The organism is Paraburkholderia sp. PREW-6R (assembly GCF_039621805.1).
GTDB lineage: Bacteria > Pseudomonadota > Gammaproteobacteria > Burkholderiales > Burkholderiaceae > Paraburkholderia.
In genome coordinates, this window is sequence record NZ_CP155073.1 from 2775244 (window position 1) to 2790629 (window position 15386).

The window sequence follows — 15386 nt, forward strand, 5'->3', positions numbered from 1 at the left end:
AATCCGGCACGCGGCCAATAAAAAAGCGGGAGAGTCTGAACTCCCCCGCTTTTAGGACCGCGTGCTCACGAAAGGATTCCGTAAGCGTACCAAAAATCGCGCCGCTACCGCACGCGAATTTCGATTTACAGCATGGCCTTCAGAAGACGCGCCATTTCAGACGGGTTCTTCGTCACCTTGATGCCGCACGCGTCCATGATTTCCAGCTTCGCCTCGGCCGTATCCGCACCGCCCGAGATCAGCGCGCCGGCGTGGCCCATGCGCTTGCCCGGAGGCGCCGTAACACCGGCGATGAAGCCCACCACCGGCTTCTTCATGTTGTCCTTGATCCACTCCGCAGCATTCGCTTCGTCCGGACCGCCGATCTCGCCGATCATGATGACGGCGTCCGTTTCCGGATCGTCGTTGAACATCTTCATCACGTCGATGTGCTTCAGACCGTTGATCGGGTCGCCGCCAATACCGACTGCCGACGACTGGCCGAGACCGATCGCCGTCAACTGGCCGACTGCTTCATACGTCAGCGTGCCCGAACGCGACACGACGCCGATACGGCCCTTGCGGTGGATGTGACCCGGCATGATGCCGATCTTCAGTTCGTCCGGCGTGATTGTGCCCGGGCAGTTCGGTCCGAGCAGCAGCGTCTTGCGGTTTTCAGCGCGCATACGAGCCTTCAGCTCGATCATGTCACGGACAGGAATCCCTTCCGTGATACAGATCGCGAGGTCCAGGTCGGCCTCGACGGCTTCCCAGATCGCAGCAGCAGCGCCCGCTGGCGGAACATAAATGACCGAGACGGTCGCGCCCGTTTCAGCCTTGGCTTCTGCAACGCTGGCGTAGATCGGAATGCCTTCGAAATCTTCGCCGGCACGCTTCGGGTTCACGCCTGCAACATACGCTTCGCGGCCGTTTGCATACTCGCGGCAAGCACGCGTGTGGAACTGACCGGTCTTGCCGGTGATGCCCTGCGTGATGACCTTGGTGTCTTTGTTAATCAGAATCGACATGTATTGACCTCTGTTCGTTTGGCGTCGCAATCGTTGCGTCGCGGCGGGATGTTCTTTGCCCCGCGCCGCCGACGCGCCGCCATTCGTAATCCTGGTGAATGCCGTGGGAGGCGGCTTACGCCTTGCCCGCAGCAGCCGCGACGACCTTCTGAGCCGCTTCTTCCATGCTGTCTGCCGCGATGATCGGCAGGCCGGATTCGGCGAGCATCTTCTTGCCCAGGTCTTCGTTCGTGCCCTTCATGCGGACCACGAGCGGCACCTTCAGCGACACGGCCTTCGACGCCGCGATCACGCCTTCCGCGATCACGTCGCAGCGCATGATGCCGCCGAAAATGTTGACCAGAATCGCGGTCAGGTTCGGGTTCTTCAGCATGATCTTGAACGCTTCCGTGACCTTCTCGGTCGTGGCGCCACCGCCAACGTCCAGGAAGTTCGCCGGTTCGCCGCCGAACAGCTTGATGGTGTCCATCGTTGCCATGGCGAGGCCCGCGCCGTTCACGAGGCAGCCGATGTTGCCGTCGAGCGAGATGTACGCGAGGTCGAACTTCGACGCTTCGACTTCAGCCGGATCTTCTTCGTCCAGATCACGATACGCGACAATTTCCGGGTGACGGAACAGTGCGTTCGAATCGAAGTTGAACTTGGCGTCGAGCGCGATCACCTTGCCGTCGCCGGTCAGGATCAGCGGGTTGATTTCGGCCAGCGACGCGTCGGTTTCCCAGAATGCCTTGTACAGACCTTGCAGGATCGCGCGCGCTTGCGGGATCGATGCGTCGGGCACGCCAATTTTCTTCGCGAGGTCGTCCGCTTCCGCGTCTTTCAGGCCCGTTGCCGGATCGACAGCGACCTTGTGAATCAGCTCGGGCGTCTTTTCCGCGACTTCTTCGACGTCCATGCCGCCTTCGCTCGACGCCATCACGACGATCTTCTGCGAAACGCGATCGATCACGAGGCCGACATACAGTTCCTTCTTGATGTCAGCGCCTTCTTCGATCAGCAGACGATTCACCTTCTGGCCTTCCGGACCGGTCTGGTGCGTGACGAGCTGCATGCCGAGGATCTGTTCCGAGTACTCGCGAACCTGATCCAGCGACTTGGCGACCTTCACGCCGCCGCCCTTGCCACGGCCACCCGCGTGGATCTGAGCCTTTACGACCCATACCGGGCCACCGAGCTCTTCCGCGGCCTTGACCGCATCATCCACCGAGAAGACCGGCTTGCCGCGCGGTACCGCGACGCCGAATTTCCGCAGGATTTCCTTACCCTGGTACTCGTGAATCTTCATGCGTGATTCCCTTCAGTCTGAGAGTTGGATTGAACTTCGTTTCCGCTGCCGTCGTTCATGCCGGACGCATTGCCGCCCTCGCCTGTCTGGCGGGCCGCCCCGTCGCCTGACGATGCTGCACGATCCGCTTTATACGGAGCGTGGCCATACCAGCGCGGATAAAACTCTTGCACCGCCTCGCCGTCGAAACGCAGCGCATGGCAGCGTCCCAACTGGAATGGCGGCTTGTCGTTGAAATGCTCGCCTGTGCCGGCAGGCGATTCGTCTCCTGAACTGGTGTCCGCGCCTGGGGCGCCTCGATCGGTATTCCACACGTCGCCGGCGAATGCCTGAATCGCGGCGGTCGGCAAAACCGCGCACAACTCGGTGAGATGCGTGCAACCCACGGTGCCACCCAGCAAGCGGGCAGCCTCGCGGCGAAAGTTGTGACGGAGATTGAGCCCGATAAGGGCACGATAGGCGGGATTGCTGGCCTGGCATAACCCTGGATAGGGCATCCAGTCGGACGACGCCTCGGCGTCCACGACATTGAGCTTGCGATCGATGGTGATGCGAAGCCAGAGTTCATGGATCGGCTGACCATTGGGCCGGACCCCCGACGCAAGCACCACGTCGCGCGGTTTCTGGTCGGTCAGGCATGCTTCCACATCCCACAGGCCATCCGCTCGCTCATAAGCTTCCGCTCTGATTGCGCGACGGTGGCGCAATTGTCGGGACACGGGCTGGGAGAGCGGCATGGGAAGGGAAAGGCCGGATTGGAAAACCCACGAATTTTAGCATACTGGGTATTTGGGACAGGCCAAACGCGCAGGCCTTCGTGCGTCAGCCTGGATGCGGGATACCTTGCGCCAAACGGGCTTCGCGGATCGCGCGGCGAGACAGTTCAGTCGGGAGCGCACGCATGCCGACTGGATGCCCGAAACTCGCCAAACAGGACGGCCGAACGGGACGTTATTCTTCAACCCAGTCGTCGTCGATTCCCTTGAGGATTTTGCCGATCGTGGCGCCGGAGAATCCGCGCGATGCCAGAAAGCGCGCCTGCTTCGCCCTGTCCGCCTGCGTATGCGGCAGTTCGCCGAATTTCTTGCGCCATACCGCCTGAGCGCGGGCAAGTTCGGTTTCGCGCAATTGCGCGCTAGCCTCTTCTACCAGCGTCGGGTCCACCGCATGCTGCTTCAGTTCGCCGACGATCCGGCTCGCGCCCAGCCGCGACGAGCGGCGATGAATCAGACTCTCCGCGAAACGCGAATCGGACAGCCAGTTCTCCGCTTCGAGTTGATCGAGCAACGTGTCGAGCGAATCGCTTTCTTCAACGAACGGTTTCAACTTGCGCGACAGTTCAGCGCGACTATATTCGCGGCGCGACAGGTAGCCGAGTGCGCGACCTTTTAGCGACCGTGCCGGGCGTTGGGATTTCCTGGTGTCGTCTTGCCCGGGCTTCGTTTCGCCGGGGACACGACGCGAGCGTGTGTAGGTGGTCTCCGAAGAGCCCGAGCCAGCAGGTGGAGAGGTCTGAAAGTGCGCACGCTGAGGGCTGCGGCCCGCAGCGCGGTCGTGTGCATCGAACGATTCAAATGGATCGGCCTGGTCTAAAGCCGGATTATCTGGATCGTTCTCACCTTCACGCAGGGCCGCCGCACTGCGTCCGGTATCAGACAGCGGCCAACCCTTGCGTGTCACGTGATAGTTACTCTTCGTCCGCGACTTCGGCGCCTGCGCCGGTCACGGCTTCCGCCATGGCGTTCACGCCGAGCGATTCGCGAATGCGATTTTCGATTTCACGAGCGATGTCCGGATTTTCGCGCAGGAATTCGCGCGCATTGTCCTTGCCCTGACCAATCCGTTCGCCGTTGTAGCTATACCAGGCGCCGGCCTTGTCGACGATCTTGGCCGATACGCCCAGGTCGATAACTTCGCCCTGGCGCGAGATACCTTCGCCGTACAGAATGTCGAAAATCGCTTCGCGGAAAGGCGGCGACACCTTGTTCTTCACGACCTTCACGCGGGTTTCATTGCCGATCACTTCATCATTCTTCTTGATCGAACCGATCCGGCGAATGTCCAGGCGCACCGACGCGTAAAACTTCAGCGCGTTACCACCGGTGGTGGTTTCCGGATTGCCGAACATCACGCCGATCTTCATGCGGATCTGGTTGATGAAGATGACGAGGCAGTTCGTGCGTTTGATCGTGCCGGTCAGCTTGCGCAGCGCCTGCGACATCAGGCGCGCTTGCAAACCCGGCAGCGAGTCGCCCATTTCGCCTTCGATTTCCGCTTTCGGCACGAGTGCCGCGACCGAGTCGATCACGATCATGTCGATCGAGCCCGAACGCACCAGCGCGTCCGCGATTTCGAGCGCCTGTTCGCCTGTGTCCGGCTGCGAAACCAGCAGATCGTTCACGTTCACGCCGAGCTTGCCCGCGTACTGGATATCCAGCGCGTGTTCCGCGTCGATAAACGCTGCCGTGCCACCCAGCTTTTGCATTTCCGCGACGACTTGCAGCGTCAGCGTGGTTTTACCCGACGATTCCGGACCATAAATCTCAACCACACGGCCACGCGGCAAACCGCCGACGCCCAGCGCGATGTCGAGTCCGAGCGATCCGGTTGAGACCACCTGGATGTCTTCGACCACCTCACCTGCGCCGAGCCGCATGACCGACCCTTTGCCGAACTGTTTTTCGATCTGCGCGAGTGCGGCAGCCAGTGCCTTGCTCTTTTCAGCAGTCAGTCCAGCCGAGCCTTTCTTGCTTTCTTCCATGAATCGTCCTTTGCTATGATGAACGGCGTCTGAGGCAGGTGTGCGGCGCGTTTTTAGCGGACAGCACACGAAACTCAGACACTGTATAAAAAAACAGTAGTTTTGGCAAGCGCGATTCTCATGCGAACACGCATTTTTACTGTCGTGCTGCCCGGAACTACCCAAATTATTTTCGGAGACCGCTGTGCGCCGCGGGGACACCCAAAGTGCCGGCAAGGCAGGCTGACGCATCATGCGAATTCTGATTGCCGAAGACGACAGCATACTCGCGGACGGTCTGGTTCGATCACTCCGCCAATCGGCCTATGCCGTCGATCATGTGAAGAACGGCGTCGAAGCCGACACCGCCCTTTCCATGCAGACGTTCGACCTGTTGATCCTCGATCTGGGCCTGCCGCGCATGTCCGGCCTCGACGTGCTGCGCCGCCTGCGCGCCCGCAATTCGAACCTGCCGGTGCTGATTCTGACCGCGGCGGACAGCGTCGACGAACGCGTCAAAGGTCTTGATCTGGGCGCCGACGATTACATGGCCAAACCCTTTGCGCTGAACGAGCTGGAAGCGCGCGTGCGCGCGTTGACCCGGCGCGGCGCGGGTGGCGGCCCGACAGTCGTGCGGCACGGCTCGCTTTCGTTCGACCAGGTTGGCCGGATCGCCTATGTCAACGAGCAGGTGATCGACCTGTCGGCGCGCGAACTCGGCTTGCTCGAAGTACTGTTGCAACGAATCGGCCGGCTGGTTTCGAAGGAGCAACTCGTCGACCATCTGTGCGAATGGGGCGAGGAAGTGAGCAATAACGCAATCGAGGTATATGTGCACCGGCTGCGCAGGAAAATCGAGCCGAGCGGCGTGCGCATCATCACTGTGCGCGGCCTCGGCTATTGCCTCGAGAAGGCCGCTTCGCCGGCGGCTGTGAGCGCCGCCGCCCTTGCCGCGCAGGCGCAGGCCGCCGAGCCCGAACCGCCTGCCGCGCCTTCGCCGGGCGCGCCGCCGGCGAGTCATCACTACAAGTAGAGCGCACTCATGTCCGCACGCGCAGATCGCGCCACGGCGCGCGCGGCGGACCTGGACGAGGCGCGCGACGAGCGCTACGCCAATCCATTCGCGCCGCCGGACGAAACCGAGGCCGCCGAAGCGCGCCCGCGCTCGCTGTTCGGCGAGATTCTCGACTGGATGCTGGCCCCGCTGCTGCTGTTATGGCCGATGAGTCTCGCGGTCACTTATCTGGTCGCCAAGTCGATCGCGAACGGGCCGTTCGACCGCGCGCTCGAAACCGACGCCTATGTGCTGGCACGTCAGATTCATCCGGTGAACGGGGTGGCGGAACTGTCGCTGCCCGACTCCACGCGAGACTTTCTGCGCGCGGACAACGTGGACAGCGTTTTCTATCAGGTGCTCGGCACGCGCGGCGAACTGGTGGGCGGCGAGCGGGACATGCCGCTGCCCCATGAAGAGGACCGCCCGCAGCCCGGCCTCGTCGAATTTCGCGACGATGTGCTGCGCGGCAACGACATCCGCGTCGCCTATACGACTGTCGAGTTTCCGCAGACGGCCGGCGCGCAGCCCGTGCTGGTCCAGGTAGCGGAAACGCTCGACAAGCGCAGCCAGCTCGCCAACGACATCATCAAAGGCGTGATCCTGCCGCAGTTCGTGATTCTGCCGCTCGCCATCCTGCTGGTCTGGTTCGGCCTGTCACGCGGACTGGCGCCGCTGCACGCGCTGCAGGCGCATATCCGCGCGCGCCGCCCGGACGATCTCTCGCCGCTCGAGGCGCGTCGCGCGCCGCCGGAAATCGAGCCGCTCGTCACGTCATTCAACGATCTGCTGACGCGCCTCGAACAGAATATGGAATTGCAGAAACGTTTCATCGCCGACGCCGCGCATCAGATGAAAACCCCGCTGGCCGGGCTGCGCACCCAGGCTGAGCTCGCGCTTCGGCAGGAGGCGTCGGCGGAGGTTCACCGCTCACTCGAACAGATCGCCACGAGTTCGGAACAGGCGGCGCGGCTCGTCACGCAACTGCTCGCGCTGGCGCGCGCTGAAAACCGCATGTCGGGCCAGATTTTCAGTCCCGTCGACGTGACCGACGTGGCGCGCAGCGCCGTGCGCGACTGGGTTCAGGCTGCGCTCGCCAAGCAGATGGATCTCGGCTATGAAGCGCCGGACGAGCACGTCGACGTGGACGGCAACCCGGTCATGCTGCGCGAAATGCTGTCGAACCTGATCGACAACGCGATCCGCTATACGCCGCCGGGCGGCCGCATCACGGTACGCGTGCGGCAGGACCCCGCGAAGCGGCGCGTCCATCTCGAAGTGGAAGACACCGGTCCCGGCATTCCCGTCGCCGAACGCTCGCGGGTCATCGAGCGCTTCTACCGCATTCTCGGACGCGAAGGTGACGGGAGCGGACTCGGCCTCGCCATCGTCCGCGAGATCGCGACGATGCATGGTGGCGAGCTGACCATCGACGACAACGTCTACCAAAGCATGCCCCGGCTCGCAGGTACGCTCGTGCGTGTCAGTCTGAGCGTGCGTCCGGTGGCACCGGACTTACCCTAACGAGTCCGTCAAACTTAATTCCCAAATCGGCAACTTGAACGACGATAGATGGGTTTTCCGAATAGATAAAATCGATATCAAGAATATTAGAAGCGTTGGCCCGGCCGTCGAGGTATTCGCGCTCCGCCTTGAAACGTCAGTACGCCGTAAGTTTCCACTCCAATAATCGGTTGCACGGAGACGCCCTTCCGGCGAACCGCGTGCAGATCAAAATATTGGAGACGACATATGGCAACCGTTGGCGGGCAAATCTCGCATGTGCCGATGACGAGCGCTGAGAAGCGGGTGATCTTCGCATCGTCGCTCGGTACGATTTTCGAGTGGTATGACTTCTTCCTGGCCGGCTCGCTTGCGGCCTTCATCAGCAAAAGCTTTTTCTCCGGCGTGAACCCCACGGCGGCTTTCATCTTCACCCTTCTGAGCTTTGCCGCCGGCTTTGCGGTGCGACCGTTCGGCGCAATCGTATTCGGACGCCTCGGCGATCTGGTCGGCCGCAAGTACACGTTCCTCGTCACGATTCTGATCATGGGCCTGTCGACGTTCCTCGTCGGCTTCCTGCCGGGTTATGCGTCGATCGGAATGGCTTCGCCGGTCATCTTCATCGCGATGCGCATGCTGCAAGGTCTCGCGCTCGGCGGCGAGTATGGCGGCGCTGCGACCTATGTGGCCGAACATGCGCCGCCGGGACGGCGCGGCTTCTACACGTCCTGGATTCAGGCGACCGCCACGCTGGGCCTGTTCCTGTCGCTGCTCGTGATTCTCGGCGTGCGCACGGCGCTCGGCGAGGACACATTTGGCGTGTGGGGCTGGCGCATTCCGTTCATCGCATCGATCATCCTGCTGGCCGTGTCGGTGTGGATTCGTCTGCAACTGCACGAGTCGCCGGTGTTCGAGCGCATCAAGGCCGAAGGCAAGACCTCTAAAAAGCCGCTGACCGAAGCGTTTGCCGAATGGAAGAACCTGAAGATCGTGATTCTCGCGCTGATCGGCCTCACCGCCGGTCAGGCCGTGGTCTGGTACACCGGCCAGTTCTACACGCTGTTTTTCCTGACGCAAACGCTGAAGGTGGACGGCAGCAGCGCCAACATCATGATTGCGATCGCGCTGCTGATCGGCACGCCCTTCTTCCTGTTCTTCGGCTCGCTGTCGGACCGTATTGGCCGCAAGCCGATCATCATGGCAGGTCTCCTGATCGCCGCATGCACGTACTTCCCGCTGTTCAAGGCGCTGACGCACTATGCCAACCCTGCGCTGGATGCGGCAAGCGCCAGGGCGCCGATCGTCGTGATCGCCAATCCGGACGAGTGCTCGTTCCAGTTCAACCCGGTGGGCACGTCCAAATTCACGAGTTCGTGCGACATCGCGAAAGCCGCACTGTCGAAGGCCGGCCTGAACTACGAGAACGTGGCCGCGCCGGCAGGCACGTTGGCGCAGATCAAGGTTGGCGATACCGTGATCAGCACGTATGACGGCAAGTCCGCCGACGCGAAAGACCAGGGCAAGGTGTTCGACAAGACGCTGGCGACGACGCTCAAGTCCGCGGGTTATCCGTCCAAGGCCGATCCGTCGCAGATCAACTGGCCAATGAGCGTCGCGATCCTGACGATCATGATGATCTACGTAACGATGGTTTACGGTCCGATTGCCGCGATGCTGGTGGAAATGTTCCCGACGAGAATCCGTTATACGTCGATGTCGCTGCCGTATCACATCGGCAATGGCTGGTTCGGCGGCTTTTTGCCGGCCACTGCATTTGCGATCGTCGCGGCGAAGGGCAACATCTATTCGGGGCTGTGGTATCCGATCGTGATCGCGGTCGCCACCTTTGTGATCGGGATGCTGTTCGTCAAGGAAACGAAGGACTCGGATATCTATGCGCAGGACTAGAACGCGCAACGAACCCGGCGCCCTGAAAAACTTGTGCGCCGGGGGTTGACAGCCTCCGGTCCCATCTTCATAATCTCGCTTCTTTCGGCGAATTAGCTCAGTTGGTTAGAGCGACGGAATCATAATCCGCAGGTCCGGGGTTCGAGTCCCTGATTCGCCACCAGCATCAAGAAAAAGCTGCTGCTTCTCACGAAGCAGCGGCTTTTTTGTTTCTGCCGACGTCCTCAACAAGCCTGCTCCGCCACCGGTCTGCATCGTGCCTGACCGCCCCCCGACGCTGCAGTTCAAAATGAAACGCACCCGCCCGTCCTTCTGATAATCGTCACATCGGCGACGGGCGAGCAGAACGATCACGTCGGACAGCCGCGCCCGCCATCGCCTGGACGGAAACGCGGAGCAAGTCATGCGCACGGGCAATACGGTTCTTGGCCTTCTGGTTGTGAGCGCAGCGATGTGGGTTTCGTCTGCCGAAGCCGCGACCTGCATGCTGACTGGCGTACACGGCCGCCGCCACCACGCAACGGTACCGGCGGTGCACGTGGGCAGGCCTTCTCCAGCATCACGAGGTAGCGGCCTTTCGAGCAGCCGTGACTCTGCGCGGAATCCACCATCGACGCCCCCAGTGCCGATGCCGAAACCAGCAGCCACCCCCGGCCGCGACGGAGATAGTATCGACGCGCAATTCCGTGGCGGTTGAGCAGTCTCCTTTCCCGTTTTTATCGCCTTTGTCGAGCTATCCGAGCCGGATCCTCGCCGTCCACCTGACCCCGTCCGAACACCGCATGCTCGATAGAAACCGTTTGTAAAACCAGGCGCGACCATTCGCTCAAGCTGCTATCCTCATAGTCTGGATAGCCAAAAATAGCCGCAAAATCAGGCGACACGAAGCTTACTGGCGCACTGCCGCGAAGTCCCTGATGCGCTGCCGGTTGCAGAAAAAGCCGTTGACCCGCAAGGTTCAGCGGCTTTTCGTTTTTGGCTTTCCGCTTCGCCACTTCATGGAAGGAGGTTTTCCTGATGACGTTCCGCACCGCCGCGCTTGCTGCGGCCACCGTATCCGTAACACTCATGAGCATCGGCACGACGCTCTGCGCTCGCGCCCAGTCAGCGCCAGACGGTCAATGGCGCAGCACGCCGACCACGCTTTCCACGCTGCTTCAGGACGGCTACAAGATCGTCGCCGTGGTGAATGGCAATGTCGGCAGTGCAGGTCCAGCCGATACGATTTTCGTGCAGCGCGACCAGAGCGCATTCAAATGCATCGACCCGCAAACGGATGCCCGCGCGAAGACGCAAGTCGCCCCGCCGGCCTGTTTCGAACTGGTGCCTCCGCAGGGCACGCCTGCGGCTTCCGACGCGAAGTAACCATACAGCGCGACTGCCTCACTGCCCACGGTTCAAAGAAGACGCCTGTCACCCGACTGGCTCCTCGTTCTGAGCGACATCGGGCCCGCAGACCGTGCGCCGCGTCTCATCCGCAATGCGTGGATCAAGCTTCACCGATCCACCAGCCGGCTCAGATTTCCCCGCACGCGCTGCAGCAACGCGATCAACTGCGCTGCCTCGGCATCGCTGAAACCATTCAGCGCTTCCAGCGCCACCTCGTCGCCTACCTTGCGCGCTTTACCCAGCGTGCGCTCGGCCTTCGGCGTCATGCGCACCTGACGTTCGCGACGGTCCTGCGGATTGGCCGTGCGCTCGATCCATCCGCCCTCTTCCATCCGGTCGAGCAAACGTCCCGCTGAAATGGGCGCGACCTCGAGCGGGTCGGCGAGGCGTGCCTGATTGGTGTCGCCGTAATGTGCGAGATAGGCAAGCACGCGGCACTGCGCGCGCGTCAGATCGACCGACGACTTCGCCAGGTCATCGAACCGCTTGCCGGTGAGCCGGCCGACATCGGAAATCAGAAAGCCGAAGCGTTCGTCGAGTTGGGTTTTCATGGGCAAATTATACGAAAGCGCAACGCCCGGCCACGGCACCTCGGGCCCTATTCAGTCTCCGCATAATTCCCAATTGTCCAAACCCGTCCGGACCATATACTAAGCATGCTTACTATATGGTCCGGCCACTTACCATGTCTTCCGTTTCCACGCCGTCGAGTGCCGCCGCTCCACTCAACCGGCCGATGATCACCGTGTCGATCATGCTCGCCACGCTGATCCAGACGCTCGACAGCACGATCGCCAACGTCGCGCTGCCGCACATGCAGGGCACGCTGTCGGCGTCGCAGGACGAGATCACGTGGGTGCTGACGTCCTACATCGTCGCCGCGGCGATCGCAACGCCGCTCACGGGCTGGCTGTCAGACCGGCTGAGCGTGAAACGCCTGCTGATCGTCGCGATCGGCGGCTTTACGGTGTCGTCGGCGCTGTGCGGGCTGTCCGAGACGCTCACGGAGATCGTCGCGTCGCGGCTGTTGCAAGGGATCTTCGGCGCTTCGCTGGTGCCGCTCTCCCAATCCATCCTGCTCGACATCAATCCGCGCGAAAAGCAGGGTCAGGCGATGGCCGTGTGGGGCATGGGCGTGATGGTCGGCCCCATTCTCGGGCCGACGCTCGGCGGCTGGCTCACCGACAGTTACAACTGGCGCTGGGTGTTCTTCATCAACGTGCCGATCGGCGCGTTCGCGCTGTTTGGCGTCGCCACGTTTCTGCCTTCGCGCGAGCCGAAACACGACGCCACGTTCGACGCGTTCGGCTTCGCGACGCTCGGCCTCGCGATCGGCGGCCTGCAGGCCATGCTCGACCGCGGCGAGCAACTCGACTGGTTCGGCTCGCGCGAGATCGTCACCGAGGCGCTGATCGCCGCAATCAGCTTCGCATTCTTTCTCGTGCACACGGCGACGGTCGGCAAGAAGTCGTTCTTCAAATACCAGTTGCTCAGAGACCCGAACTTCGCCACGGGCACCTTCTTCATCTTCGTGATCGGCGCGGTCATGTACGCAACGCGCGCGCTGCTGCCGCCCGTGCTGCAGAACCTGATGAACTATCCGGTGGCCACCACGGGACTCGTCACGGCGCCAAGCGGCGCGGGCACCATGATCGCCATGCTGTTCGCGGGGCGCCTGCTCAAGCATGTCGACGCGCGTCTGTTGCTGCTGTCCGGCTTTCTGATTTCGGCGTTCGCGCTCTGGCAGATGATGCAATACACGATCGTGCTGTCGGCGTCGGATATCGTATGGCCCGGCGTGATCCAGGGCTTTGGACTCGGGCTCGTGTTCGTGCCGCTGAGCGCGCTCACGTTCTCCACGCTCACGCCCGAACTGCGCGCCGACGGCACGGCAACCTACAGCCTGATGCGCAACATCGGCAGCAGTATTGGCATCTCGATCGTGCAGACGCTCATGACGCGTAACACGCAGGTCTCGCATGCGGACCTTGCCGCGAACATCACGCCGTTCAATCCCGCGATCCAGCCGATGCTCAACAGCGGCTCCAACTACGATATGGCGGCGCTGAATGCATCGATCACGCAGCAGGCTTCGATGATCGCGTATCTGAACGACTTCAAGCTGATGTTCATGGCAACGTTATTCGTGATTCCGCTCCTGCTGCTGATTCGGCCTTCGCACCGGGCCAACGACGCATCCGCAGCCCACGCGGCGATGGATTGAGCAGCGGCGCCTCGCGCACCGAACATTCGGGCGCTACGCCTCGATGCGCGCGCGCGTCACGCCGAGCAGTCCCGCCATGGCCGCGCGCGCCGCGGCGGCGTCACGATCGCGGATCGCCTCGAACACCGCGGTGTGTTCGGCAAGCGACGCGTTGAACACGTCCGCGCGCTTCGCATTCAAACGAAGCTGCGCCTCGAGCGTGCGCTCGATCAGCGTGCCGAGCGGGATCAGCAATTCATTGCTGCACGCGATCAGCACGCTCAAATGAAATTGCAGATCGGCGCGCACCCATTCATCGACATTGCGCGCCGCTACCATCGCGGCGTGCGCCGCTTCCAATGCCGGGAAAGTCGCGTCATCGTGGGAAGCTGCCGCCAGGCTTGCAGCGTACGGCTCGATCATCTCGCGCATTTCCTGCAACTTCAGCGCGAACGCCATGGGCTCGGCAACGCGCGAGTACCAGTCGAGCACATCGACATCCAGCAGATTCCACGCGTGTCTCGGACGCACGCGCGTGCCCACCCGCGGGCGCGATTCGATCAGCCCTTTCGAGGTCAGCGTGCGCAGCGCTTCGCGCAACACCGTGCGGCTGACGCCGAATGTTTCCATCAGCTCGGCCTCGCGCGGCAGGATCGAATCGGGCGCGTAGTCGCCCCGCAGAATCGCGGTCGCCAGCAAATGGGCGACGCGCCCGTGCAAATCGTGCTGAATAGCTTTCTCCCAGCGGCTTGCGCCGCCATTGACCGGACGTGACGTCCTGAAACGACCGCGATTATCCGGCATCTGACCCGACGGTTGGCATGCTGCTGCCCCCACGCGCTCCGATCACTATCTGGCGAATAGTACTATTAATAGTACTTAAACGGGCTTTTGTTGTAGCATGGGAACCCTCGCATATTTCGCTGGCGCCCAACACGCAAGGAGACGCACACCATGAAAATCACCAAGCTCGAAACCTTTATCGTTCCACCGCGCTGGTGCTTCCTCAAGATCGAAACCGACGAAGGGATTGTCGGCTGGGGCGAACCGGTCGTGGAAGGCCGCGCACATACCGTCGCCGCCGCCGTCGAGGAGCTGTCCGACTATCTGGTCGGCAAGGACCCGCTGCTGATCGAAGACCATTGGCAAGTCATGTACCGCGCGGGCTTCTACCGTGGCGGCCCGATCACCATGAGCGCCATTGCCGGCGTCGACCAGGCCCTGTGGGACATCAAGGGCAAGCATCACGGCGTGCCGGTGCACGCGCTGCTCGGCGGCCAGGTGCGCGACCGGATCAAGGTGTACTCGTGGATTGGCGGCGACCGTCCGAGCGACGTCGCGAACAACGCGCGCGCCGTGGTCGAACGCGGTTTCAAGGCCGTGAAAATGAACGGCTCGGAAGAACTGCAGATCATCGACACCTTCGACAAGGTGCAAGGCGTGATCAATAACGTGGCCGCCGTGCGCGAGGCGGTGGGCCCGAACATCGGCATCGGCGTGGACTTCCACGGCCGCGTGCACAAGCCGATGGCGAAGGTGCTGGCCAAGGAACTCGATCCGTACAAGCTGCTCTTCATCGAAGAGCCGGTGCTGTCCGAGAATGCGGAAGCCCTGCGCGATATCGTCAATCAGACCAACACGCCGATCGCCTTGGGCGAGCGTCTGTATTCGCGCTGGGACTTCAAGCACATCCTGTCCGGCGGCTACGTCGACATCATCCAGCCGGATGCGTCGCACGCCGGCGGCATCACCGAATGCCGCAAGATCGCGTCGATGGCCGAAGCCTACGACGTCGCGCTCGCGCTGCACTGCCCGCTCGGGCCGATCGCGCTCGCCACCTGCCTGCAGATCGACGCGGTGAGCTACAACGCGTTCATCCAGGAGCAGAGCCTGGGCATCCACTACAACCAGGGGAACGATCTGCTCGACTACATCAGGAACCCGGAAGTCTTCAGGTACGAAGACGGGTTCGTGTCGATTCCGCAAGGCCCGGGCCTTGGCATCGAAGTGAACGAAGAGAAGGTTCGCGAGATGGCGAAGGTCGGGCACCGCTGGCGCAATCCGGTCTGGCGTCACGCCGACGGCAGCGTCGCGGAATGGTAAGCATCGCCTGAACGGAACGCCGCCTGCAGTCCACGGGCGGCGTTTTTCTTTTGCGGCGCGTGTGGTGCACGCATCGTCCGCGCTCGTCGTATGCGAACACCTGGGCTGCGGCCGCGGCCCCGGCCAGAAACAGAAAAAAACGAGGACACCTTCGTGGAGACAACCCACCTCCAGACCCGAGCTACGGGCCAGCG

General features: G+C 62.1%; 14 protein-coding genes and 1 tRNA gene. 7 read left to right on the forward strand and 8 right to left on the reverse strand.

Going from position 1 to position 15386, the window contains the following annotated elements; all coding sequences use genetic code 11:
- Window positions 1–125: 125 nt before the first annotated feature.
- The 5 genes from sucD to recA form a co-directional block, all read right to left on the reverse strand.
- Window positions 126–1007: a succinate--CoA ligase subunit alpha gene (gene sucD, locus AAGS40_RS12110; RefSeq protein ID WP_091799342.1), complete on the reverse strand. Its 882-nt coding sequence runs from the start codon at window positions 1005–1007 to the stop codon at window positions 126–128.
- A 115-nt stretch (window positions 1008–1122) separates the two neighbouring features.
- Window positions 1123–2292 carry an ADP-forming succinate--CoA ligase subunit beta gene (sucC, locus tag AAGS40_RS12115; RefSeq protein WP_345811633.1) on the reverse strand — a complete coding sequence of 390 codons (1170 nt, stop codon included), beginning with the start codon at window positions 2290–2292 and terminating at the stop codon, window positions 1123–1125.
- Window positions 2289–3029, reverse strand: a complete 741-nt coding sequence (locus AAGS40_RS12120) for a DUF2889 domain-containing protein (protein WP_345811635.1) — start codon at window positions 3027–3029, stop codon at window positions 2289–2291. The genes sucC and AAGS40_RS12120 overlap by 4 nt, the downstream gene beginning before the upstream one ends.
- A gap of 214 nt (window positions 3030–3243) precedes the next feature.
- The gene (gene recX / locus AAGS40_RS12125; protein WP_345811637.1) at window positions 3244–3972 is read right to left on the reverse strand and encodes a recombination regulator RecX; all 729 of its coding nucleotides are present in this window, start codon (window positions 3970–3972) and stop codon (window positions 3244–3246) included.
- A gap of 7 nt (window positions 3973–3979) precedes the next feature.
- Window positions 3980–5053 (reverse strand): recombinase RecA, encoded by a 1074-nt coding sequence (recA, locus tag AAGS40_RS12130; RefSeq protein WP_345811638.1) that lies wholly within the window; start codon window positions 5051–5053, stop codon window positions 3980–3982.
- 232 nt (window positions 5054–5285) lie between these two features.
- On the opposite strand from recA, the gene AAGS40_RS12135 reads away from it, so the two are divergent.
- The 4 genes from AAGS40_RS12135 (at window position 5286) to AAGS40_RS12150 (ending at window position 9660) form a co-directional block, all read left to right on the forward strand.
- Window positions 5286–6065: a response regulator transcription factor gene (locus AAGS40_RS12135; RefSeq protein ID WP_345811639.1), complete on the forward strand. Its 780-nt coding sequence runs from the start codon at window positions 5286–5288 to the stop codon at window positions 6063–6065.
- A 9-nt stretch (window positions 6066–6074) separates the two neighbouring features.
- Window positions 6075–7610: a sensor histidine kinase N-terminal domain-containing protein gene (locus AAGS40_RS12140; protein WP_345811640.1), complete on the forward strand. Its 1536-nt coding sequence runs from the start codon at window positions 6075–6077 to the stop codon at window positions 7608–7610.
- Between the two features lie 228 nt (window positions 7611–7838).
- Complete coding sequence (locus AAGS40_RS12145) at window positions 7839–9497, forward strand: MFS transporter (protein ID WP_345811642.1); 1659 nt, start codon at window positions 7839–7841, stop codon at window positions 9495–9497.
- Between the two features lie 86 nt (window positions 9498–9583).
- A tRNA-Met gene (locus AAGS40_RS12150) sits at window positions 9584–9660 on the forward strand.
- A gap of 553 nt (window positions 9661–10213) precedes the next feature.
- Here the strand turns inward: AAGS40_RS12150 and AAGS40_RS12155 are convergent.
- On the reverse strand, window positions 10214–10567 hold the full coding sequence (locus AAGS40_RS12155) for a hypothetical protein (protein ID WP_345814472.1): 354 nt from the start codon (window positions 10565–10567) through the stop codon (window positions 10214–10216).
- Here AAGS40_RS12155 and AAGS40_RS12160 point away from each other — a divergent pair.
- Window positions 10515–10862, forward strand: coding sequence for a hypothetical protein (locus tag AAGS40_RS12160; protein ID WP_345811644.1), 348 nt, complete (start codon window positions 10515–10517; stop codon window positions 10860–10862). The two genes, AAGS40_RS12155 and AAGS40_RS12160, sit on opposite strands and share 53 nt — an antisense overlap.
- 131 nt (window positions 10863–10993) lie before the next feature.
- Here the strand turns inward: AAGS40_RS12160 and AAGS40_RS12165 are convergent, their stop codons facing one another.
- Complete coding sequence (locus AAGS40_RS12165; RefSeq protein WP_345811646.1) at window positions 10994–11437, reverse strand: MarR family transcriptional regulator; 444 nt, start codon at window positions 11435–11437, stop codon at window positions 10994–10996.
- Window positions 11438–11571: 134 nt separating this feature from the next.
- On the opposite strand from AAGS40_RS12165, the gene AAGS40_RS12170 reads away from it, so the two are divergent.
- Complete coding sequence (locus AAGS40_RS12170; RefSeq protein ID WP_345811648.1) at window positions 11572–13110, forward strand: DHA2 family efflux MFS transporter permease subunit; 1539 nt, start codon at window positions 11572–11574, stop codon at window positions 13108–13110.
- 33 nt (window positions 13111–13143) lie between these two features.
- Here the strand turns inward: AAGS40_RS12170 and AAGS40_RS12175 are convergent, their stop codons facing one another.
- Complete coding sequence (locus tag AAGS40_RS12175) at window positions 13144–13893, reverse strand: FCD domain-containing protein (protein ID WP_345811649.1); 750 nt, start codon at window positions 13891–13893, stop codon at window positions 13144–13146.
- A gap of 150 nt (window positions 13894–14043) precedes the next feature.
- On the opposite strand from AAGS40_RS12175, the gene dgoD reads away from it, so the two are divergent.
- Window positions 14044–15192 (forward strand): galactonate dehydratase, encoded by a 1149-nt coding sequence (dgoD, locus tag AAGS40_RS12180; RefSeq protein WP_345811650.1) that lies wholly within the window; start codon window positions 14044–14046, stop codon window positions 15190–15192.
- The last annotated feature ends 194 nt before the right edge of the window (window positions 15193–15386 follow it).